Genomic DNA, 19943 nt, shown 5'->3' on the forward strand with positions numbered 1-19943 from the left:
ACCCGCCTCGACAATTTCCGCACGCCGCCTATCTTAAGGGTGTCAGTACTGGCGCCGCCGGTGCTGCCGACTGCCCGTCCGCGGCAGGCGGCAGTCGCCGTTTGCCCGGACGCAGGCATCAAGCGAATGAACGAGGACTCACCCCCGCGGCAGAACTATGAGGATGCCTTGCTCGGCATCGTGGGGGAGATGTCTACCGCCATGCGGCCGCAGGCCGAAGCCGGTGCAGCCGCCGCCCCCTCGTTGGACAGCGCGCTCGAAGCCGAACTGGGCTTCGACAGCCTGACGCGCGCCGAACTCCTGACCCGCATCGAACAGCGCTTCGGCGTCAGCCTGCCGGAACAGGTGCTGGCCCAGGCCGACACCCCGCGCGCGCTGCTGCGCGCCGTGCTCGCCGCCAGGGACCTGCCGCCCGGCGCTGAAGATGCACCCGCACGGCTGGCCAGCCCGGCACCGGCAGATGCCGCGGCACAAGCGCCGGAAGGCGCCGCCACCATGACGGACGTGCTGCGCTGGCACCTGCACCGCCACCCGGACCGTACCCACATCATCCTGCACAGCGGCGAGGGCGAGGATACGCCGATCACTTTTGCGCAACTGCACCGGCGCGCCTGTGCAGTCGCAGCCGGCCTGGCCGCGCGCGGCGTGCGCGCCGGTACGACCGTGGCACTGATGCTGCCAACCAGCGCGGAGTACTTCTACTGCTTTACCGGCATCCTGATGGCAGGCGGGATCCCGGTGCCCCTCTACCCGCCGGCGCGGCTGGCGCAGATCGGTGACCACCTGCAGCGCCACGCCGGCATCCTGGCCAACGCGCAGGCGCCGATCCTGATCACGGTGGCCGAAGCGCGGCCGCTCGCCACCCTGCTCAAGGCCAGCACCGGCACGCTGCAAAGCGTGCTGACGCCACAAGAAGTTGAGGACACCGACGCGGCGCCGGTCCATGCGATGCTGCGCGCGCACGATATCGCGCTGCTGCAATACACTTCCGGCAGCACCGGTTCGCCCAAGGGCGTGGTGCTGACGCACACCAACCTGCTGGCCAACCTGCGCGCCATGGGCTTGGCGCTGTCGGTCGACTCGCGCGACGTCTTTGTCAGCTGGCTGCCGCTGTATCACGACATGGGCCTCATCGGCGCCTGGATGGGCAGCCTGTACTTCGCCTTCCCGCTGGTGGTGATGTCGCCGCTCACGTTCCTGGCACGGCCCGAGCGCTGGCTGTGGGCGATCCACAAGTACCGGGGCACGCTGTCTGGCGGGCCCAACTTTGCGTATGAACTGTGCCTGCACAGGCTGGCCCAGGCGGACCTGTCGGGCCTGGACCTGTCGAGCTGGCGTTTCGCCTTCAACGGTGCCGAGCCGGTGAGCCTGCAGACCATGCGCAAGTTCACGGCGCGCTTCGCCCGGCATGGACTGCGCGCGCAAGCGGCAGCGCCGGTCTACGGGCTGGCCGAAGCATCGGTGGGCCTGACCTTCCCGCCGCCGGGACGCGATCTGACGGCCGACCTCATCGACCGCGCCGCATTCGCACGCACGTCGCGGGCCGTTCCTGCCGGAGCGGACGGGCCAGACGTGGCAGGCGAACGGGACGCCATGGAGATCCCGTCGTGCGGGCGGCCGCTGCCCGGCCACGATATCCGCATCGTCGACGCCAGCGGCTGCGAACTGCCCGAGCGGCGTGAGGGCCTGCTGCAGTTCCGCGGGCCTTCGGCCACCAGCGGCTATTTCCGCAACCCCGCACAGACGCGCCAGCTCTTCGATCGCGGCTGGCTCAACACCGGCGACTACGCCTATATCGCCGACGGCGAGCTCTTCATCACCGGACGCGCCAAGGAAACCATCGTCCGCGGCGGCCGCAATCTCTATCCCTACGAAGTGGAGCAGGCCATCGGGGCCATCCCCGGCATCCGCAAGGGCTGCGTCGCGGTGTTCGGCAGCCCCGATCCGGCCAGCGGCACCGAGCACATCGTGGTGATGGCGGAATCTGCGGCAACGGACGAAGCAGCGCGCAGCGCGCTGCAACGGCAGGCGCTGAAGACCGCGCTCGATGTGCTCGGCATGCCGCCGGACCATGTCGTGCTGGTGCCACCGCACACCATCCTGAAGACGTCGAGCGGCAAGATCCGCCGCGCCGCTTGCCGGGAGCGATTCGAGCATGGCGGCACCGGCCCGGGCGACGCCGCGCCATGGCTGCAGATCGCGCGCTTCGGCTGGCAGGCGCTGCTGCCGCAGTTGCGGCGCGGCCGGCATGCCGCCGCCGGGCTGTCCTATTCGCTGTACGCGTGGCTGCTGTTCGCCGCGATGGCGCCAGTGACGTGCCTGGCTTCGGTGGCGATGCACCGGCCTGCCATGGGCTGGACGCTCAGCCACCACGCCGCCCGGCTGCTGCTGCGGCTGGCCGGGGTGCCATGGTTCGTGCAGGGGCTGGAGCACCTGCCGCGCAATCGCGCCTGCGTGCTGGTATCGAACCATGCCAGCTACCTGGACGGCATGGTGCTGATCGCCGCACTGCCCATGCCCGTGTGCGTGGTGGCCAAGCGCGAGCTGCAAGGACAACGCATCCCGGGCGCCTACCTGTCCAGCATCGGGGCCGACTTCATCGACCGTTTCGACAACGTGCGCGAATCCGAGGCGATCGAGCGACTGGTCACAACCGTGCGCGCCGGGCGCTCTGCCCTGCTGTTCCCGGAAGGCACCTTCGGCCGCGAGCCGGGGCTGCAACGTTTTCGCTCGGGCGCCTTTGTCGCCGCCGCCCGTGCCGGCGCCCCGGTGGTTCCGATTGCGCTGCGGGGCACCCGCTCGGTGCTGCGCGACGGCCAGTGGCTGCCGCGCCGGGGCCCGATCAGTGTCGTCATCGGCCGGCCCCTGCCGCCCGACGGGCAGGACTGGCCGGCGGCAATGCGACTGCGCAACGCGGCCCGCGCCGAGATCCTGCACTACTGCGGCGAACCCGATGCACTGCGTATCAAGGCGCAGCCTGCGCGGCCCCACCTCGCGCGGCAGCTGCCATGATCCCTGCTGGCCGGACCGGGCGCGAGCCGCCGACCGCCACATCGACCGTCTCACCGGCCGTCTCACCCGCCGTTTCACCCGCCGTTTCACCATAAGGCAATGGAGACCTTTGCCACCGCCCCGATGTGGGCCGGATTTTTTGTCCTGGTGCTGGGCACGCTGCTCGTGGACATCTTTGTCCTTGGCGGCCGGCATGCGCACCGCGTCTCCTCGCGCGAAGCGCTGGGCTGGACCCTGACCTGGATGACCCTGGCCGCGCTGTTCGGCCTCGGGCTCTGGTGGGTGGTGGCCGAGGACGCCGGCCACGACGCCGCCAATCGCAAGGTGCTGGAGTTCTACACCGGCTACCTGATCGAGCTGTCGCTGTCGGTCGACAACATGTTCGTGTTCGCGATGATCTTCAGCTACTTCGCGGTGCCGCCGGAACTGCAGCGCCGGGTGCTGCTGCTTGGCGTGCTCGGCGCGATCCTGATGCGCGCCGCGATGATCCTGGTGGGCGTATGGCTGATCAGCCAGTTCGCCTGGATTCTCTACGTGTTCGGCGTGTTCCTCATCATCACCGGCATCAAGATGCTGTTCATGTCCAGGCATGCGCCCGACCTCTCGCGCAATCCCATCGTGCGCTTCCTGTGCGCGCATATGCGGATCACCCCGCAGTATCACGGCGAACGCTTCTTCGTGCGCATCGACGGCCTGCGCTATGCCACCCCGATGTTCGTGGTGGTGCTGATGGTGGAGGCCACCGACCTGGTGTTCGCCGTCGACAGCATCCCGGCGATCTTCGCCGTGACCACCGATCCCTTCATCGTCTTCACGTCGAACATCTTCGCGATCATGGGGCTGCGCGCGCTGTATTTCCTGCTCGCCAACCTGGCGGCGCATTTCCAGTACCTAAAGTACGGCCTTGCCGTCGTGCTCGCCTTCATCGGCGCCAAGATGCTGGTCGAGCCGTGGTTCCACGTACCGGTGCACTGGTCCCTGGGCGCGGTCGCGATGACACTGTTCGTCTCCGTCCTGCTCAGCCAGGCCAGGACCAGGCGAGCCGCCGCGGCGGGCGATGAGCCGGGCCGCGGCGGCGCACCGCGCGAACGCGAGGCCGGTAACCGGCGCACATGAGGAGCAAGCCATGAACAAGATCCTGCTGGCGACCGACGGGTCGTCCTATAGCGACGCGGCTGCGCGCTACCTGGCGCAAAGCCCGTTGCTGACCCGCGACTTCGTCGTGCACGTGGTGCATTGCGAGCCGGATGTGCCCGGCGACATCAAATCTTTCATCGATCGCCGCACGCTCGACGACTGGCATCGCGAACAGAACGAGAAGGCGATGGGCTCGGTGGCCACCATCCTCGGCGAAGCCGGGATCCCGTTCGAGCGCCATGGCTTCACTGGCTTCGCGCCGACCCGCATCGTGGAGTATGCGAGCCAGATCGGTGCGAGCCTGATCGTGATGGGCTCGCATGGCCGGGGCGGATTCCTGGATGCCATCGTGGGGTCGGTGGCAAGGCGGGTCCTTGCCCATGCGCACTGTCCTGTGCTGCTGATCAAGGATTAGCAGCGCGTCGTTCCCACTAGGCACGGCCCCATAGCCATAAGGGCGGCGAGCGCTTCCACGCGATGGCGCCGCCGCTGGGAGCGCGCGCGCCTGCCGCGCGCGCAACCGCGTCTTCTCCACAGGCAAAAAACCGCTGCATGACATCCTGCCCGGTTTGATGCCAGTCAATCCCCTTCTCGCAGTGTGTCCGCATCATCACTGCAAGCGCCTGGTGCCAGTTCGCGCCCCACAAGCACCGCGACAACAGCTTTCCACAACCCGCTGAACCACGGCACCATGAAAGCAAGAAAATGGCTTTACCCCGCATTCGCGGCACTGCCGCTCTCGCTCTGGCTGGGTCTTCCCCAGGCAGCCACCAACACCGCCAAGGCCGCACCGAAGGCTGAAGCAAAGGCTGACAGGAAGGCGGCTATCCCCACCCTCACCGCCGCCGAGTTCGATCATGCCAGGCAGATCTACTTCGAGCGCTGCGCCGGCTGCCACGGCGTGCTGCGCAAGGGCGCGACCGGCAAGCCGCTGACGCCCGACATCACCCGCGCGCGCGGCTCCGAATACCTGAAGACCTTCATCAAGTACGGCAGCCCGGCCGGCATGCCGAACTGGGGCACTTCCGGCGATCTCTCCGACCAGGAAGTCGACCTGATGGCCCGCTACATCCAGCTTGATCCGCCGACGCCGCCGGAGTTTTCACTGGCCGACATCGAGAAGAGCCGCAAGGACATCCTGCCCGTCGCGCAACGGCCGACGAAGAAGATGAACCAGTACAACCTGGACAACCTCTTCTCGGTCACGCTGCGCGACGCCGGCGAAGTCGCGCTGATCGACGGCGACAGCAAGCAGATCATCAACATCGTCAAGACCGGCTATGCGGTGCACATCTCGCGCATGTCAGCGTCGGGCCGCTACCTGTACGTGATCGGGCGCGATGCGCGGCTGGACCTGATCGACCTGTGGCTGCCCAAGCCCGACATCGTCGCCGAGGTCAAGATCGGCATGGAGGCGCGTTCGGTCGAGACCTCCAAGTACAAGGGCTATGAAGACAAGTACGCGGTGGCGGGCTCCTACTGGCCGCCGCAGTACGTGATCATGGAAGGCGATACGCTCAAGCCGCTGAAGGTCGTGTCCACGCGCGGCATGACCGTCGACAACGAATACCACCCCGAGCCGCGCGTTGCCTCGATCGTCGCCAGCCATTACCACCCCGAGTTCGTGATCAATGCCAAGGAGACCGGCAAGATCCTGATGGTCAACTACTCGGACCTGTCCAACCTGAAGACCACCACCATCGATTCGGCCAAGTTCCTGCATGACGGTGGCTTCGACTCCACCGGGCGCTACTTCCTGGTCGCGGCCAACGCATCCGACAAGATCGCCGTGGTCGACACCAAGGAAGACAAGCTCGCCGCACTGATCGAGGTGGGCAAGACCCCGCACCCGGGACGCGGCGCCAATTTCTCGCATCCGAAGTTCGGCCCGGTCTGGGCCACCAGCCACCTGGGCGACGAGACCATCAGCCTGATCGGCACCGATCCCGCCGGCCATCCGGCACAGGCCTGGAAGGTCGTGCAGACGCTCAAGGGCCAGGGCGGCGGCTCGCTGTTCATCAAGACGCATCCCAAGTCCTCGAACCTCTGGGTCGATACGCCGCTGAATCCCGATGCCAAGCTGAACCAGTCCGTGGCGGTGTTCGATACGCGCAACCTGGAAGACGGCTTCAAGGTGCTGCCGATCGCCGATTGGGCCGGCCTGAAGGGTGCGGGCGCCAAGCGCGTGGTGCAGGCCGAGTACAACAAGGCCGGCGACGAGGTCTGGTTCTCGGTCTGGGGCACCAAGGACGGCGAGTCCGCGCTGGTGGTGGTCGATGACAAGACCCGCACGCTCAAGACGGTGATCAAGGACAAGCGCCTGGTCACGCCAACCGGCAAGTTCAACGCCTACAACACACAACACGACGTCTACTAATACCCGCGGCACCGCACCGCTCTCTCGGTGCGGTGCCCGGTTCCATTCCCCCAACGGAGAAATCAAGATGAAGCACCCCGTTCACCTGACTGCGCACCTTCCTGCGCGCCTGCCCGCGCTGCTCGCAGCCGCCGCCTGTGTCCTGTCATTCGGCGCCGCCGTACCCGGCGTGGCCCATGCCAGCCAGCAGCTTGCTTCCAGCAAAGCTTGCCTGTCCTGCCACGGCGTCGACAAGAAGCTGATCGGACCGGCCTTCAAGGACGTCAAGGCCAAGTACGCAGGCAAGAAAGACGGGCAGCCGCATATGGTCCAGTCGATCCTGAAGGGCAGCAACGGCCAGTGGGGCGCGATGCCGATGCCGGCCAACGCGGTCAGCGAGGCCGAGGCCAATACGCTGGCCAAATGGATCCTGTCGCTCTGATACCCCGGGGGTGGCGTGGCGCCACGGTGACGGTTCTGGCCGCGGTGCTGCTGACCGCGCCGGCAGCGGCGTCAGCGCAGCCCACGCCCACCCGGCAGGCGCAACTGGCGCACTGGCTGCGCGACGACTGCGGCGCCTGTCACGGCATGACGCTGCGCGGCGGCCTGGGTCCGCCGCTGACGCGCGAGGCGCTGGCGGGCAAGCCGCCCGAGAGCCTCGTCGCCACCGTGCTGTACGGGCGGCCCGGCACCGCCATGCCGCCCTGGCAACCCTTCATGACGCAGGATGAAGCCCAATGGCTGATCGAACGACTCCGGGCCGGCACTCCGCCGACCGTCGTGCCCGTCACCACGGCGCCGGCACGATGATGCGCGGCCTGGCCGCTGCCTTAGCCTGCGCCGCGGCACTGTTGGCCGGCTGTGCCAGCGCGGTGCGCGGCACCGGCGATCTCGGCGTGGTGGTGGAACGTGCCGCCGGCCGGCTGCAGATCGTGGAAACCACCGGCATGACGCGGCTGGCCACGGTCGACGGGCTGGGCGACCTGTCGCACGCCAGCGTGGTGTTCTCGCGCGATGCGCGCTACGCCTACGTGTTCGGCCGCGACGGCGGGCTCACGCGCGTGGACCTGCTGGACGCGCGCATCACGCACCGCGTCCTGCAAGCCGGCAACAGCATCGGCGGCGCGATCTCGCAGGATGGCCGCGTAGTGGCCGCGCAGAACTACGCGCCGGGCGGGGTCCGGCTGTTCGATGCCCAGACCCTCGAACCGCTGGCCGACCTGCCGGCCATCGGCCAGGACGGGCGTCGCGCCAAGGTGGTGGGCCTGGCCGACCTGCCGGGCCGGCGCTTCGCCGCCAGCCTGTTCGAGTCCGGCGAGATCTGGATCATCGATGCCGCCGATCCGCGCCATCCGCAGGTGACGCGCCTGCCGGCCGGGCGCGAGCCGTACGACGGCCTGGTCACGCCCGATGGACGCTGGTACCTGGCCGGCCTGTTCGGCGAGGACGGGCTGGCGCTGGTCGACCTGTGGCAAACGCCACCGCAGGCACGCCGCGTCCTGTCGGGCTACGGGCGCGGCAGCCAGCCGCTGCCGGTCTACAAGATGCCGCACCTGCGCGGCTGGGCGATGGCGCAGGGCCAGGCATGGCTGCCGGCCATCGGCCGCCACGAAGTGCTGGTGGCGGATCCGGCGCGCGGCTGGCAGCAGACCGCGCGCGTGGCGCTGGCCGGCCAGCCGGTCTTTGTGATGGCACGCCCGGACGGCCGGCAGGTGTGGGTCAACTTCGCCTTCCCGCACAACGACACGGTGCAGGTCATCGACACCGCCACGCGCGAGGTGATTCGCACCCTGCGGCCCTGCGGCGGAGTCCTGCACATGGAATTCACGCCCAAGGGAGAGGCGCTGTGGCTGTCCTGCCGCGACGACAACCGCGTCGAGGTCTATGACACCGCCAGCCTGGCACGCATCGCCACGCTGCCGGCCGACAACCCCAGCGGCATCTTCTTCACCGCGCGGGCACAGCGCTTCGGCATGTAGACGGCGCCATGTTCGACGAATTCACCCTGTACGACACGCTGCAGCACGACTTTCCGCTGCAGCCTCGCCCCTACCAGGCGCTCGCGCAAGGGCTGGGCCTGTGCGAGCACACGCTGCTGTCGCTGCTGGCGCGCGATCTGGGCGCGGGCCGGATCAGCCGCGTCGGCGCCGTGTTCGCGCCCAATGTGATCGGCGTCAGCACGCTGGCCGCGCTGAGCGTGCCGACAGCGCAGCTGGATCGCGTGGCCGCGCGCGTCAGCACCTGCGCGTCGGTCAGCCACAACTACGCGCGCAGCGGCCACGCCTACAATCTGTGGTTTGTCGCGGGCGCGCGCGAGCGCGGCACGCTGGATCGCACGCTGGCGGCGATTGCCGACATGGCGGGGCAGGTGCCACTGGACCTGCCGATGGCACGCGAGTACCACATCGACCTGGGTTTTGCGCTCGGTACTGGCAATCGCCGCCAGCGCCGAGTCGCGGCCCCCGTGCTGCCTGTCACGCTGGATGCGGATGACTGGCGCCTGGTGGCGGCGCTCGAGGCGGGCCTGCCGCTGACGCCGCGCCCGTTCCATGATCTGGCGCTGCGCACGCGGCTGCCGATGCCGCGGGTGCTGGAGCGGATTGCGCAATGGTCGGCGCAGGGCGTGATCCGGCGGCTCGGCGTAGTGCTGCGCCACGGCCGCTTCGGCTACCGCCACAACGCCATGTGCGTATGGGACGTGCCGGACGCCCGCGTCGACGCGATCGGCCTGCGCCTGGCACGCCAGCCGCGCGTGACGCTGTGCTACCGGCGCGAGCGGCGCCTGCCGGCGTGGCCCTTCAACCTGTTCGCGATGATCCATGCGCGCGATGCGCACGACCTGCGGCCGGCACTCGACGACATCCGCGCCACCGTGGGGATGGACCAGACCCCCGGCGCGGTGCTGGTCGGCACCCGTTGCTACAAGCAGCGCGGCACGCGCTACGCCACGCAGGAGGCGGCGCGAGCATGACAGCCGATGCCTCCGGTGCCGTGCTTCCCGACTCCTTCGACACCATCGACACCATCGTCGCCACCGACCGCCGCATCATCAACGCGCTGCAGCGGGGCCTGCCGCTGGTGCCCCGGCCTTATGCCGAGGCAGCCGCCTCGCTTGGCATCGCGGAGGACGAACTGCTGGCGCGGCTGCGCCGGCTGCTCGACCACGGCGTGCTGACGCGCTTCGGCCCGCTCTACCAGATCGAGCGGGCGGGCGGCCGCTTTGTGCTGTGCGCCTGCCACGCGCCGGAACAGCGGCTCGACGCCGTGGCCGCCGCGATCAACGCCTTCCCGGAGGTCGCGCACCACTACCAGCGCACCCACCACCTGAACCTGTGGTTCGTGCTGGCGGTCGCGCGGGCCGAGGACGTGGCCCCGGCGCTCGCGCGCATCGCCGCCGCGGCAGGCGTCGAGATCCTGCCGTTTCCCAAGGAGCGCGAATTCTTCGTCAACCTCTACCTTCCCGCATGATGTCCGCCGACGCCCACGATACCATCGACCTTGCCCTGATCCGCGCCACCCAGGCCGGCCTGCCGCTAGAGCCGGCGCCGTTCGCAGCGGTCGCCGCCATGCTGGGCCTCGAAGAAGCCGAAGTCATCGCCCGGCTGGCGGCGATGCAGACGCGCGGCATGCTCCGCCGCATCGGCGCGGTGCCCAACCACTACCGGCTGGGCTGGCGCGCCAACGCCATGACGGTGTGGGACGTGGACGATGCCCGCGTCGATGCGCTCGGCGAACGCGTCGGTGCGCTGCCCTTCGTCAGCCACTGCTACCTGCGCCCGCGCCGCCTGCCGCACTGGCCCTACAACCTGTTCGCGATGGTCCACGCGCATACGCGCGCCGACGCGGCGCCGCAGATAGCCCGTATCGCGGCACTGCTGGGCGACGCCAGCCGCGCGCATGACGTGCTGTGGTCCACCCGCATCCTGAAGAAAACCGGCCTGCGCCTGCCGCCGGCGGGCGCTGCCCCACAGGAGTCACGCTGATGTTCCGCCTGTCCCGTTTCATGGAAGCCCTGCGCGATGCCGGGCCGGTGCCGCCTGCCCGCAAGGCCGCCGGGCCGGTCGTGATCTGGAACCTGATCCGCCGCTGCAACCTCAACTGCCGCCATTGCTACGCCACCTCGGCCGATACCGACTTCAAGGGCGAGCTGGATACCGCCGAGGCGCTGCGCGTGCTGGCGCAATTGCGCGATGCGCGCGTGCCCGCGTTGATCCTGTCCGGTGGCGAGCCGCTGCTGCGGCCGGACCTGTATGACATTGCCGCGCATGCGCGCGCGCTCGGCTTCCACCTGTCGCTGTCGTCCAACGGCACGCTGCTCGATGCCGGCCACGCTGCACGGCTGGCCGCGGCGGGCTTCGACTATGTCGGCGTCAGCCTGGACGGGCTGCCAGCCACGCACGACCGCTTCCGCCGCAGCGACGGCGCCTTCGCGCAGGCGCTGGCGGGCCTGCGCGTGGCGCGCGCCGCCGGCCTGCGCGTCGGCGTGCGCATGACGCTGACCGAGGCCAACGCCGCGCAACTGCCCGACATGGTCGCGCTGGCCGAACGCGAAGGCATCGGCAAGTTTTACCTGTCCCACTTCAACTACGCGGGCCGCGCGCGCAGCCATCGCGCCGAGGACGCGCGGCATGCGCGCACGCGCGCCGCGCTGGACTGGCTGTTCGACCATGTCTGGCAGCGCACGCGCGCGGGCCATGCCGGCGACTTCGTCACCGGCAACAACGATGCCGACGGGGTCTACCTGCTGCACTGGATCGCGCAGCGCTTCCCGCACCGCGTCGCCGACATGCGCCAGCGGCTGGAACAGTGGGGCGGCAATCCGACCGGCGTGGGTGTCGCCAATATCGACAACCTCGGCAATGTGCATCCCGACACGATGTGGTGGCATGTCACGCTGGGCAACGTGCGCGAACGGCCTTTTGGCGAGATCTGGGCAAGCCGCGCCGATCCGCTGATGGCGGGGCTGGCCAGCCGGCCGCGCCCGTTGCAGGGACGCTGCGCTGACTGCGCGCACCGTGCCATCTGCAACGGCAATACGCGAGTGCGCGCGCTCGCACTGACCGGCAACGCGTGGGCGGAAGATCCGGGCTGCTACCTCAGCGGCACCGAAATCGCCACCTCGCCCCAAGCGGAGGTGGCGGCATGACACGCCTTGCCCGATGGCTCATGTCCATGGCGCTCGCTTGCGGGATGCAATCCGCGCTCGCGCACGATCCTGCCGCGCTCTATGGCCAGCACTGCGCCACTTGCCACGGCGCCGACCGCCTCGGCGGCCTGGGCCCCGCGCTGCTGCCGGAAAGCCTGGAGCGGCTGCGCCCCAGCGAACTCGACACCGTGCTGCGCGACGGCCGCGCCGCGACGCAGATGCCGGCCTTCGGCGCCACGCTGCCGGCGCCCGAACTGCAGGCCCTGGCGCGCTGGCTGCGCATGGCACCGGCCGCCGCGCCGCAATGGAGCGCCGGCGCGATCCGGGCCAGCCACGTGGTCATGCATGCACCCGGCGCGCTGCCGGCGCGTCCCGTGTTCAGCGCCGATCCGCAGAACCTGTTCGTGGTGGTCGAGGCAGGCAGCCATCACATGACCGTGCTCGACGGCGACAGGCTGGCACCGATCCATCGCTTTGCCACGCGCTTCGCCTTGCACGGCGGCCCGAAGTTCAGCCGCGATGGCCGCTATGTCTACATGGCAAGCCGCGACGGCTGGGTCAGCAAGTACGACCTGTGGAACCTGGCCTATGTCGCCGAGATCCGCGTCGGCATCAACACGCGCAACGTTGCCGTCAGCGACGACGGGCGCTGGGTGCTGGCCGGCAATACGCTGCCGCGCACGCTGGTGCTGCTGCGCGCCGACGACCTGTCGCTGGAGCGGGTGATCGACGTCAAGGGCCTCAGTGGCGACGTTTCGCGGGTATCGGCGGTTTACGACGCGGCGCCTCGCCACAGCTTTATCGCGGCGCTGAAGGACATTGCCGAGGTCTGGGAGATCCCGTATGCCGACGCCGCCGGCGAGCCCCTGGCGTCGCTGGCGCCGCGTGCGATCGTGCTGGACGATGTGCTCGACGACTTCTTCTTCGACCAGCCTTACCGCCATATCCTCGGCGCATCGCGCAGCGGCGGCGGCCAGGTGATCGACCTCGACCAGGGCCGCAAGGTGGCCTCGCTGGCGCTCGGCGGCATGCCCCACCTCGGCAGCGGCATCACGTGGGAACGGGGCGGCCATGCAGTGATGGCGTCGCCCGACCTCGGGCAGGGGCGCATCCCGGTGATCGACATGCAGGACTGGAAAACTGTCGCCGCCATCCCGACCAACGGCCCCGGCTTCTTCCTGCGCAGCCACGAGAACAGCCGCTACGCCTGGGCGGACGCAATGATGAGCCCGCGGCGCGACACGCTGCAGGTGATCGACAAGCAGACCCTGCAAGTCGCCGGCAGCGTCACGCCCAGCCCCGGCCGCACCGCCGCGCATGTTGAATTCACGCGCGACGGGCGCTATGCGCTGGTCAGCCTGATGGAGCGCGACGGCGCGATCGTGGTCTACGACGCCGCCACGCTGCGGGAAGTGAAGCGCATCCCGATGGACAAGCCCATCGGCAAATACAACGTCTTCAACAAGACCACGCGCTCGGCCGGCACCAGTCATTGACGCCATGCCGCCACGCACGCAGGAGTCACTCGCATGAACTCTCCCCTCAAGCCCGGCAAGGTCTGGCTGGTCGGCGCCGGCCCCGGCAGCCCCGACCTGGTCACGGTACGCGCGGTGCGCGCGCTCGGCTCCGCCGACGTATGGCTGGTCGATGACCTGGTCTCGCCGGAGATGTCCTGCTATGCCCGGCCCGGCACGCATGTCGAGTGGGTCGGCAAGCGTGGCGGCCGCTGCTCGGTCACCCAGGCGCGCATCCAGCAGCTGACGCTGCAGCATGCGCTGGCCGGCCGCACCGTGGCGCGCGTCAAGGGCGGCGATCCGCTGCTGTTCGGCCGCGGCGGCGAAGAAGCCGCCTTCCTGCGCGCGCACGGCGTGCCGGTGGAAGTGGTCAACGGCATCAGCAGCGGCGTGGCGGCGGCGCAGGCGCTGGGCATCGCGCTGACCCACCGCGCCCACTGCCACGGCGTGACCTTCGTCACCGGGCACACCAGCGAACACGGCTCGCCGGACTGGGACGCGCTGGTGCGCGGCGGCACCACGCTGGTCATCTACATGGGCATGAGCCGGCTCGCGGCGATACGCGACGGGCTGCTGGCGGCCGGCATGCGCGCGGGCATGCCGGCGGCGGTGGTGATGCATGCCGGCGCCACGGAAGAGCGTTCGTGGACCGGCACGGTGCAAACGCTGGCCGATGCATTGACTGCCGGGCTAGCCAGCCCGGCGGTGGTGCTGGTGGGCGGCGTGGTGGCAGAGGCGATGCCGCCGGCGATGGCGCTCTCCTTCGTCGCGCCGCTGGAGTAGCATGGTGCCGCGCGGCCGGCCCGGGTTGCGCCACACCAACAGGCACAACTATGCTGATCAAGGCTCTCACCGCATTCCTATTGATGGCGCTTTGTGTATCGATCCACGCGATCGGCATCCTGGCGGCGTTTCACTGGCTCAAGTGGCGGATCCCGTCGGGGCCGCGCTACTTCTGGCGCGCCACGCATGCGCTGATCAGCCTGGCGGCGTGCACGATCCTGCTGCACCTGCTGCAGATCACGGCATGGGGCCTGTTCTACTACTGGCGCGCGGGGATGCCCGACCTGCATACGGCCCTGTACTTCAGCGCCGTGACCTACACCACCACGGGCTATGGCGACGTGGTGCTGCCGCAGGAATGGCGCCTGGTGGGCAGCGTGGAAGCGCTGACCGGCATCCTGATGTGCGGCCTGTCGACCGGCTTGTATTTCGCGTTCTTTTCCAGGCTGGTGAGCAAGGTGCTGCGCGACCGGAAAGACGAAGGCCCCGCGCAAGGCGGGGCCGCATAGTGCTGACAGCGCCAAAAGCTGCCAGTGTTGTCTCCCCTCTCCCGCACGCGGGAGAGGGGAGCAAGCCGTTGGCTTAGCGAGCCGCCGCGGCAGTCAGCCAGCCTTCTTCGGTGCTCGCGGCCGCGACCTGGCTGGCGATCGAATTGCCCAGGCGCGTGGCATCGGCGGAGATCGAGTCGCGCGTCATTTCCGTGGCGCCGTGCACGCCGGCGCCACCGGCTGCCGCCATCGCCACATGCCCGGCAGCGGCACCGATGCCGGCGGTTTCCGCGACGCCCGGGACATGGCCCGAATCAGCGCTGGCCACAAAGCTCTGCAGCGGGATCGGCGCGCCGTCGGCGGGCTTGTACGAGATGCGCACATCGGCGCCGACTTCGCTCTTGCCCGCACCCAGGCCGATCAGCAGGCGGCGGCGGCCGCTGCCTTCATCGATCTTGCGGAAATCGCCCTCGACGATCAGCGCGCTGGCACCAGCCGGCGCCGGCGCATCGGAACGCACCGCGTTCAGGCCCATGCCGCGCAGCTCGCGCACGATCTCGTTGGCGACCTGCTCGCGCGCTTCGGCGGCGGTCTGGCCTTGCGCGCTCGCCGACGAGCCGCCGGTGGCCATCATCCTGACCTTCTGCGCCAGGCCGCCGTCAAGCTTCACCTGCCCGGCATCGGCGTCGAACGCGTGGACGTAGATCACGTCGGCGTGCACGGCCTGCATCAGGCCCACCTGGTTGATGCCGGTGACACCGGCGTTGGCGCAGCCGGCGCCGAGCATGGCGGTGGCGGCGAGTGCGGCGATGGTCAGGCGCTTGGTTTGCTTGGCGATGGTCTGGAGAGCGTTGCGCATATCGTTTCCTTTGGGTTGGCGAGTGGTGCCGTCAGTGGTCTGTAAAAGCTGTCACCGACATCGTTGCATCAGGGATCGCAAACCATCGGGAGCTTCTTGCCGCGTTGCCTGCTTCGGGTGTTGCCGAGTGTGTTGCCGTTCGGCATCGCGGTGACGGAAGTATGGGAAAAACCCGCGCGCAGCGCCATCTGGGAATTATTTCGCGCCATGTCACGGCGCGGCGGGGTGCGGCGAGGTGCTGCGCTACGCCGCCGGTGCCTGCAGCGGCAGCGCCACCACCGCTTCGAGCCCGCCGCCATCGCGCGGGCGGAACTGCAGCGAGCCGCCGTGCAGCCGCGCAATGCGCTCGACGATGGCCAGCCCGAGCCCGGTGCCGCCCGCGTGGCCGCGCGCGTTGGCGCCGCGGCTGAAGGGCGCCTTGAGCTGCTCCAGCTCGTGCGCGGCGATACCGGTGCCGCGATCGCCGACCGCCACGTAGGCACACGCGGCATCGCGCCACGTGCGCACGCTGAAGCCAGACTTGCCGTAGACGACAGCGTTCTGCATCAGGTTCATCAGCAGCCGCATCAGGCTGACCGGGCGATAGGGAACCGGCGGCAATTGCGCCAGCGACAGCTCGAACTCATGGCCCAGGCCGGCGAAGTCGGCGGCGAGCTGTGACACCAGCGCGTTGACGTCGCCGGGCTGCGGCTGCTCTTTCTCGCCGCTGCCGGCGTAGTCCATGAACTGCTGCAGGATCGTCTCGATGTGGTCCAGGTAGCCCTCGGCCGAGGCCACGAAGGCGTCGTCGGCGCCGCGCGGGATCGACATGGCCATCGCCAGGCGCAGCTTGGTCAGCGGCGTGCGGATGTCATGCGAGACTCCCGCCAGCATCAGTGCCCGCGTCTGCTCGGCCTGCTGCAACGCCTGCGTCATCTGGTTGAAGGCGCCGCTGACCTGGGCGATCTCGGTCGGACCGTCGGTCGGCAGCGGCGGCGGCGTCGAGCCCGCGCAGATGTCCTGCGCGGCACGCGCAAGGTCCTGCAGCGGCCGGTTCAGGTGGCGCTGGATCAGGTAGCCGGTCAAGGCCGCCAGCAGCGCCAGCGCGGTCGACAGCGCCAGCGCCGTGGCGATGCCGCCGGCGCGCACGTCCTCGCTGATGGGCAGGCCGATCCAGCGAGGCTCGCCGCCCACATGCATGCGGATCCAGAGTTGCTCGGCCTCGCCGGCCTGCCATCGCACCGGCATGTCGGCGGGCAGGTGGCGCCGCAACGCCTCCATGAAGACATCGCGTTGCCAGGTGCGCAGCAGGTGCTGCAGATCGGCCGCGGGTTTCGCCGCGGCGTGCTCGGGCTCTTGCGCCTGCGCGCCCATGCGCGTGGCCGCGGCTCCGCTGGGGTCAAGCGGCATTGCCGCCACCACGCGGTCGAGCGTGCGCACGTAGTCGGCAAAGACGATGGCGGCGCGCTCGATGCGCGGGCGCTGCACGTAATGCATCAGCACCGTCAGCGAGCACGCCTGGGTGATGGCCACCAGCGCTACCAGCAGCAGGATATTGCGCGCCAGCAGCGAGCGCGGCAGCAGGCGCCTGAGCATGGGCGACGAACGGTTCACGAATCCACGCCGGCGACCAGCATGTAGCCGACCCCCCACACGGTCTTGATAAAGCGCGGCTTGGACGGGTCGTCTTCGACGATCTGGCGCAGCCGCAGGATCTGCACGTCGATGCTGCGGTCGAGCGCATCATGGTCGCGCCCGCGCGCCCGCGCCAGCAGGTTCTCGCGGCTGACCGCGCGGTTCGGCGACGATCCCAGCGCGTGCAGCAGCAGCATCTGCGCCGAATGCACTTCTACCGGCTCGCCGCCGCGCAGCAGCGTCTGCTTGCCGACATCGAAGGTGAAGTCGCCGAAGCGCAGCCTCTGCGTGGTCACGGTGGGATCGCCGGCCGACATCTTCTGCCGGCGCAGCAGCGCGCGGATGCGCGCCACCAGCTCGTCGGGTACGAAGGGCTTGGCGAGGTAGTCGTCGGCGCCGGTTTCCAGCCCCGCCACGCGGTCCATCGGGTCGCCCTTGGCCGTCAGCATCAGGATCGGCAGCGTGTGGCCCTCTGCCCGAAGGCGCTTGCAGATGGTGAGGCCGTCCTCGGGCTCCATCATCAGGTCGAGCACCAGCAGGTCGTGCGGCTCGCGCTGCAGGTACTTGTCCAGCTGCTTGCCGTCGGCCACCGCGCGCACGCGGAAGCCGTGCCCGGTCAGGAAGCGCTGCAGCATGTTGCGCAGCTCGGCTTCGTCGTCGAGCACGACAATCCTGTTCACCTGTTCCATCACGGGTCTCCGGCGATGCGGCCCTTTGTGCATAGGCGCCTGCAGAAACAATACACAACACAAGCACAGCAATCATCTTCTTCATGTGGGGCGCGGTAGGCCCGCCGGTCATTTACCGGCGCTTTGCGATGGGATACCGAAGGGAAAACCGCCTCGCTGTGCTCAGACCAAGTGTGCGGGCACCCACGCGCCGCCGGCCCAGTGGCCGGGGATCATGACGGGCGGGCGGGTCACGTAGACAGCGCGCGGCGCGACATAGACGGTGCGCGGCACCGGTGCGGCAACCACCACGCGCACCGGAGGCGGCGGCGGGGCAACCACGACCTTGGCGGGCGGCGGCACGTACACCGTGGCGGACGCAGGGGCCGGCACGTAGACAGGCGCCGGCGGAGGCGGCGTGACCACCACCGGCGGCGTGCTGACCGCCACGGTCGTACCCACCGTGCCGACGGCAGCCACAGTGCCGACCGCTCCGACCGTGGTGACGGTCGTGCCGCCGGTCGTCACCGCCGCGCCGTGGACCACGGTAGTGCCGCCGCCGGTGGTCACCACGCCGGGCGCCACGCTGGTGGCGCTGCCCGAGTGCACGACCGTGCCGCCCTGCGTGCCGGTCACGGTGCCGGAGCGGTAGCAGGTCGAGCCGGCGCAGCTGGTCGAAGCGGCGTGCCCGTAGGTATTGCCGTTTGCGCCAGTGACGGTGCCCGACGACGAATACTGGCCCACGCCTTCGCGGGTCACGCTGCCGGAAGTGGTGGCGGTCTGGCCGTTGGGGCCGGTCAGGTCGCCGCTGTGCGAGCAGGTGCCCCCGGCGCAACTGGTGCTGCCGTCGTGCTGCACCGAGCGCCCGTTGGAGCCGACGGCGGTGCCGCTGTTGCTGAACTGGCCCGGCGCCGTGCGCGTGACGGTGCCGGTATTGGTGGCCAGGCCGCCATGCGGGCCCTCGATGCCGCCGGCGTGCGAGCAGCTGCCGCCACCGCAGGCGCCGATATGCCCGCTCTCGAACGTGCCGCGCGGCGTATAGGCCATGCTGTGTCCGCCGAATGCAGCGAAGGCGGGCGTGCTCGCCAGGATCACCAGCGCGCCACTGGCGATACCGAGCACGCGGGGCAGGTGCAGGGGCAGGTGCAAGGAAGAGGCAAGATTGCTGAGGCGTTTCGTCATGGCAGGTCCTTCCGGTTCGTTTCTTGCCGCGCTCCGTGGCGCGGCGACGGTCGAACTATAGGAAAGGGACGGCGGCTTTTCGCGGTGGAAAAAATGTCGCGCTGTTGCACCGCCCGCGGCCCGCCGGGCATGACATACGGCGAAATAATTGCTGGATGGCGCCGCACGGGTCCAGCCACTACATTTGCCTCACCGACGCAGCAAGCAGCAACCCGCAAGCCAAGCGTCCCACCTCACCGCACTGGACCTGACATGCACAATCTCGGCAGATTCACCCTCTACGTCACGGCGTTTATCGTGGCAGTCTCTCTGGTCGAAGCCTTCGTCCTGGCACGCAAGGCGAATCGCCAGGGCAAGGCCTACCCCTGGCATGAAGTCACCCTGTCGCTGGCCGACCTGGTTGGCCGCAAGCTGCTGGCGCTGCTGCCCCTGTCGCTGGCCGCCCCCGTGTTTGCGTTTGCCTGGCAGCACCGCCTCTTCACGGTCGAGATCAACAGCGCGCTCGCAGTGCTGCTGCTCTTCCTCGGACAAGAGTTCTGCTACTACTGGTACCACCGCGCCTCGCACCGCATCCGCTTCTTCTGGGCGACGCACGCGGTCCACCACTCGCCGAACGAACTGACGCTGGGCACCGCCTATCGCCTCGGCTGGACCGGCAAGATCACCGGCACCGCCATCTTCTTCGCGCCGCTGGTCTTCCTGGGCGTTCGTCCTGAAGTGGTACTGGCCACGGTGAGCCTGAACCTGCTGTACCAGTTCTGGCTGCACACCACCTGGATTCCCAAGCTGGGCTGGCTCGAGTACGTGTTCAACACCCCGTCGGCGCACCGCGTGCACCATGCCTCGAACATCGACTACCTCGATGCCAACTACGGCGGCGTGCTGATCATCTTCGACCGCCTGTTCGGCACCTATGTGGAAGAGCGTGCAGCAGAGCCCTGCCGCTACGGCCTGGTCCACCCGACCACCACGCATAACCCGCTGGTCAACCAGTTCGAGCACTGGATCGGCCTGGGCAAGGACATGCTCAACGCTGGCAGCCTGCTGAAAGCGATTGGCTATCTGGTGATGCCCCCCGGATGGACCCCGGATGGGTCGGGCCAGACCACGGAGAGCCTGCGGCTGCAGGCGCAGGCTGAGCGGGCGGTGGCAATAGAAGTCAGGTAAGACCTGCGGAATGCAGG

The 19943-nt window shown here is 69.1% G+C and carries 19 protein-coding genes; 15 read left to right on the plus strand and 4 right to left on the minus strand.

The window, feature by feature from the left end; all coding sequences use genetic code 11:
• The first annotated feature begins 126 nt into the window (after positions 1–126).
• The 14 genes from E0W60_RS04820 (at position 127) to E0W60_RS04885 (ending at position 14457) form a co-directional block, all read left to right on the plus strand.
• A complete protein-coding gene (locus E0W60_RS04820; protein WP_135703198.1) occupies positions 127–3012 on the plus strand; it encodes an AMP-binding protein in 2886 nt (961 codons plus the stop codon).
• Between the two features lie 99 nt (positions 3013–3111).
• Positions 3112–4128 carry a TerC family protein gene (locus E0W60_RS04825; RefSeq protein ID WP_133095919.1) on the plus strand — a complete coding sequence of 339 codons (1017 nt, stop codon included), beginning with the start codon at positions 3112–3114 and terminating at the stop codon, positions 4126–4128.
• Between the two features lie 10 nt (positions 4129–4138).
• Entirely contained in the window at positions 4139–4564 is a 426-nt protein-coding gene (locus E0W60_RS04830) for a universal stress protein (RefSeq protein WP_133095920.1), read from the plus strand.
• Between the two features lie 276 nt (positions 4565–4840).
• A complete protein-coding gene (locus E0W60_RS04835; RefSeq protein WP_133095921.1) occupies positions 4841–6526 on the plus strand; it encodes a nitrite reductase in 1686 nt (561 codons plus the stop codon).
• Between the two features lie 67 nt (positions 6527–6593).
• Positions 6594–6947, plus strand: a complete 354-nt coding sequence (locus tag E0W60_RS04840) for a c-type cytochrome (protein WP_133095922.1) — start codon at positions 6594–6596, stop codon at positions 6945–6947.
• Positions 6929–7315, plus strand: a complete 387-nt coding sequence (locus E0W60_RS04845) for a c-type cytochrome (RefSeq protein ID WP_133095923.1) — start codon at positions 6929–6931, stop codon at positions 7313–7315. Before E0W60_RS04840 ends, E0W60_RS04845 begins: the two co-directional genes overlap by 19 nt.
• Positions 7243–8484, plus strand: a complete 1242-nt coding sequence (locus E0W60_RS04850; RefSeq protein ID WP_371704616.1) for a cytochrome D1 domain-containing protein — start codon at positions 7243–7245, stop codon at positions 8482–8484. The genes E0W60_RS04845 and E0W60_RS04850 overlap by 73 nt, the downstream gene beginning before the upstream one ends.
• An 8-nt stretch (positions 8485–8492) precedes the next feature.
• The gene (locus E0W60_RS04855; protein ID WP_133095924.1) at positions 8493–9476 is read left to right on the plus strand and encodes a siroheme decarboxylase subunit beta; all 984 of its coding nucleotides are present in this window, start codon (positions 8493–8495) and stop codon (positions 9474–9476) included.
• Positions 9473–9973, plus strand: a complete 501-nt coding sequence (locus E0W60_RS04860) for an Lrp/AsnC family transcriptional regulator (protein WP_135703199.1) — start codon at positions 9473–9475, stop codon at positions 9971–9973. The genes E0W60_RS04855 and E0W60_RS04860 overlap by 4 nt, the downstream gene beginning before the upstream one ends.
• Positions 9973–10488, plus strand: coding sequence for a siroheme decarboxylase subunit beta (locus E0W60_RS04865; RefSeq protein ID WP_135703975.1), 516 nt, complete (start codon positions 9973–9975; stop codon positions 10486–10488). Before E0W60_RS04860 ends, E0W60_RS04865 begins: the two co-directional genes overlap by 1 nt.
• A complete protein-coding gene (nirJ, locus tag E0W60_RS04870; RefSeq protein WP_135703200.1) occupies positions 10488–11651 on the plus strand; it encodes a heme d1 biosynthesis radical SAM protein NirJ in 1164 nt (387 codons plus the stop codon). Before E0W60_RS04865 ends, nirJ begins: the two co-directional genes overlap by 1 nt.
• Entirely contained in the window at positions 11648–13147 is a 1500-nt protein-coding gene (locus tag E0W60_RS04875) for a nitrite reductase (RefSeq protein WP_135703201.1), read from the plus strand. Before nirJ ends, E0W60_RS04875 begins: the two co-directional genes overlap by 4 nt.
• Positions 13148–13180: 33 nt before the next feature.
• Entirely contained in the window at positions 13181–13948 is a 768-nt protein-coding gene (gene cobA, locus E0W60_RS04880; RefSeq protein WP_135703202.1) for a uroporphyrinogen-III C-methyltransferase, read from the plus strand.
• A 50-nt stretch (positions 13949–13998) separates the two neighbouring features.
• On the plus strand, positions 13999–14457 hold the full coding sequence (locus tag E0W60_RS04885) for a potassium channel family protein (protein ID WP_205751622.1): 459 nt from the start codon (positions 13999–14001) through the stop codon (positions 14455–14457).
• A gap of 73 nt (positions 14458–14530) precedes the next feature.
• On the opposite strand, the gene E0W60_RS04890 is transcribed toward E0W60_RS04885, so the two are convergent.
• The 4 genes from E0W60_RS04890 to E0W60_RS04905 all read right to left on the minus strand — a co-directional run bounded on the left by E0W60_RS04890 (position 14531) and on the right by E0W60_RS04905 (position 18759).
• On the minus strand, positions 14531–15295 hold the full coding sequence (locus E0W60_RS04890; RefSeq protein ID WP_135703203.1) for a DUF4410 domain-containing protein: 765 nt from the start codon (positions 15293–15295) through the stop codon (positions 14531–14533).
• A 243-nt stretch (positions 15296–15538) separates the two neighbouring features.
• A complete protein-coding gene (locus E0W60_RS04895; protein ID WP_133096045.1) occupies positions 15539–16870 on the minus strand; it encodes an ATP-binding protein in 1332 nt (443 codons plus the stop codon).
• Between the two features lie 14 nt (positions 16871–16884).
• Complete coding sequence (locus tag E0W60_RS04900) at positions 16885–17598, minus strand: response regulator (RefSeq protein WP_133095930.1); 714 nt, start codon at positions 17596–17598, stop codon at positions 16885–16887.
• 162 nt (positions 17599–17760) lie between these two features.
• Positions 17761–18759 carry a hypothetical protein gene (locus E0W60_RS04905; protein WP_135703204.1) on the minus strand — a complete coding sequence of 333 codons (999 nt, stop codon included), beginning with the start codon at positions 18757–18759 and terminating at the stop codon, positions 17761–17763.
• A 252-nt stretch (positions 18760–19011) separates the two neighbouring features.
• Between E0W60_RS04905 and E0W60_RS04910 the strand changes: the two genes are divergently transcribed.
• Positions 19012–19926 (plus strand): sterol desaturase family protein, encoded by a 915-nt coding sequence (locus E0W60_RS04910; RefSeq protein ID WP_135703205.1) that lies wholly within the window; start codon positions 19012–19014, stop codon positions 19924–19926.
• The last annotated feature ends 17 nt before the right edge of the window (positions 19927–19943 follow it).

Origin of the sequence: Cupriavidus oxalaticus (genome assembly GCF_004768545.1) — a bacterium.
Classification (GTDB): domain Bacteria; phylum Pseudomonadota; class Gammaproteobacteria; order Burkholderiales; family Burkholderiaceae; genus Cupriavidus; species Cupriavidus oxalaticus_A.

Excerpts from the sequence above, each read along its gene's own strand:
- E0W60_RS04830 (WP_133095920.1), top strand. The coding sequence starts at position 4,139 with ATGAACAAGATCCTGCTGGCGACCGACGGGTCGTCCTATAGCGACGCG.
- E0W60_RS04850 (WP_371704616.1), top strand. The coding sequence starts at position 7,243 with ATGGCTGATCGAACGACTCCGGGCCGGCACTCCGCCGACCGTCGTGCC.
- E0W60_RS04885 (WP_205751622.1), top strand. The coding sequence starts at position 13,999 with ATGCTGATCAAGGCTCTCACCGCATTCCTATTGATGGCGCTTTGTGTA.
- E0W60_RS04900 (WP_133095930.1), bottom strand. The coding sequence starts at position 17,598 with ATGGAACAGGTGAACAGGATTGTCGTGCTCGACGACGAAGCCGAGCTG.
- E0W60_RS04855 (WP_133095924.1), top strand. The coding sequence starts at position 8,493 with ATGTTCGACGAATTCACCCTGTACGACACGCTGCAGCACGACTTTCCG.
- E0W60_RS04910 (WP_135703205.1), top strand. The coding sequence starts at position 19,012 with ATGCACAATCTCGGCAGATTCACCCTCTACGTCACGGCGTTTATCGTG.
- E0W60_RS04875 (WP_135703201.1), top strand. The coding sequence starts at position 11,648 with ATGACACGCCTTGCCCGATGGCTCATGTCCATGGCGCTCGCTTGCGGG.
- E0W60_RS04860 (WP_135703199.1), top strand. The coding sequence starts at position 9,473 with ATGACAGCCGATGCCTCCGGTGCCGTGCTTCCCGACTCCTTCGACACC.
- nirJ (WP_135703200.1), top strand. The coding sequence starts at position 10,488 with ATGTTCCGCCTGTCCCGTTTCATGGAAGCCCTGCGCGATGCCGGGCCG.
- E0W60_RS04835 (WP_133095921.1), top strand. The coding sequence starts at position 4,841 with ATGAAAGCAAGAAAATGGCTTTACCCCGCATTCGCGGCACTGCCGCTC.
- E0W60_RS04905 (WP_135703204.1), bottom strand. The coding sequence starts at position 18,759 with ATGACGAAACGCCTCAGCAATCTTGCCTCTTCCTTGCACCTGCCCCTG.
- E0W60_RS04865 (WP_135703975.1), top strand. The coding sequence starts at position 9,973 with ATGTCCGCCGACGCCCACGATACCATCGACCTTGCCCTGATCCGCGCC.
- E0W60_RS04895 (WP_133096045.1), bottom strand. The coding sequence starts at position 16,870 with ATGCTCAGGCGCCTGCTGCCGCGCTCGCTGCTGGCGCGCAATATCCTG.
- E0W60_RS04825 (WP_133095919.1), top strand. The coding sequence starts at position 3,112 with ATGGAGACCTTTGCCACCGCCCCGATGTGGGCCGGATTTTTTGTCCTG.
- cobA (WP_135703202.1), top strand. The coding sequence starts at position 13,181 with ATGAACTCTCCCCTCAAGCCCGGCAAGGTCTGGCTGGTCGGCGCCGGC.
- E0W60_RS04820 (WP_135703198.1), top strand. The coding sequence starts at position 127 with ATGAACGAGGACTCACCCCCGCGGCAGAACTATGAGGATGCCTTGCTC.
- E0W60_RS04840 (WP_133095922.1), top strand. The coding sequence starts at position 6,594 with ATGAAGCACCCCGTTCACCTGACTGCGCACCTTCCTGCGCGCCTGCCC.
- E0W60_RS04890 (WP_135703203.1), bottom strand. The coding sequence starts at position 15,295 with ATGCGCAACGCTCTCCAGACCATCGCCAAGCAAACCAAGCGCCTGACC.
- E0W60_RS04845 (WP_133095923.1), top strand. The coding sequence starts at position 6,929 with ATGGATCCTGTCGCTCTGATACCCCGGGGGTGGCGTGGCGCCACGGTG.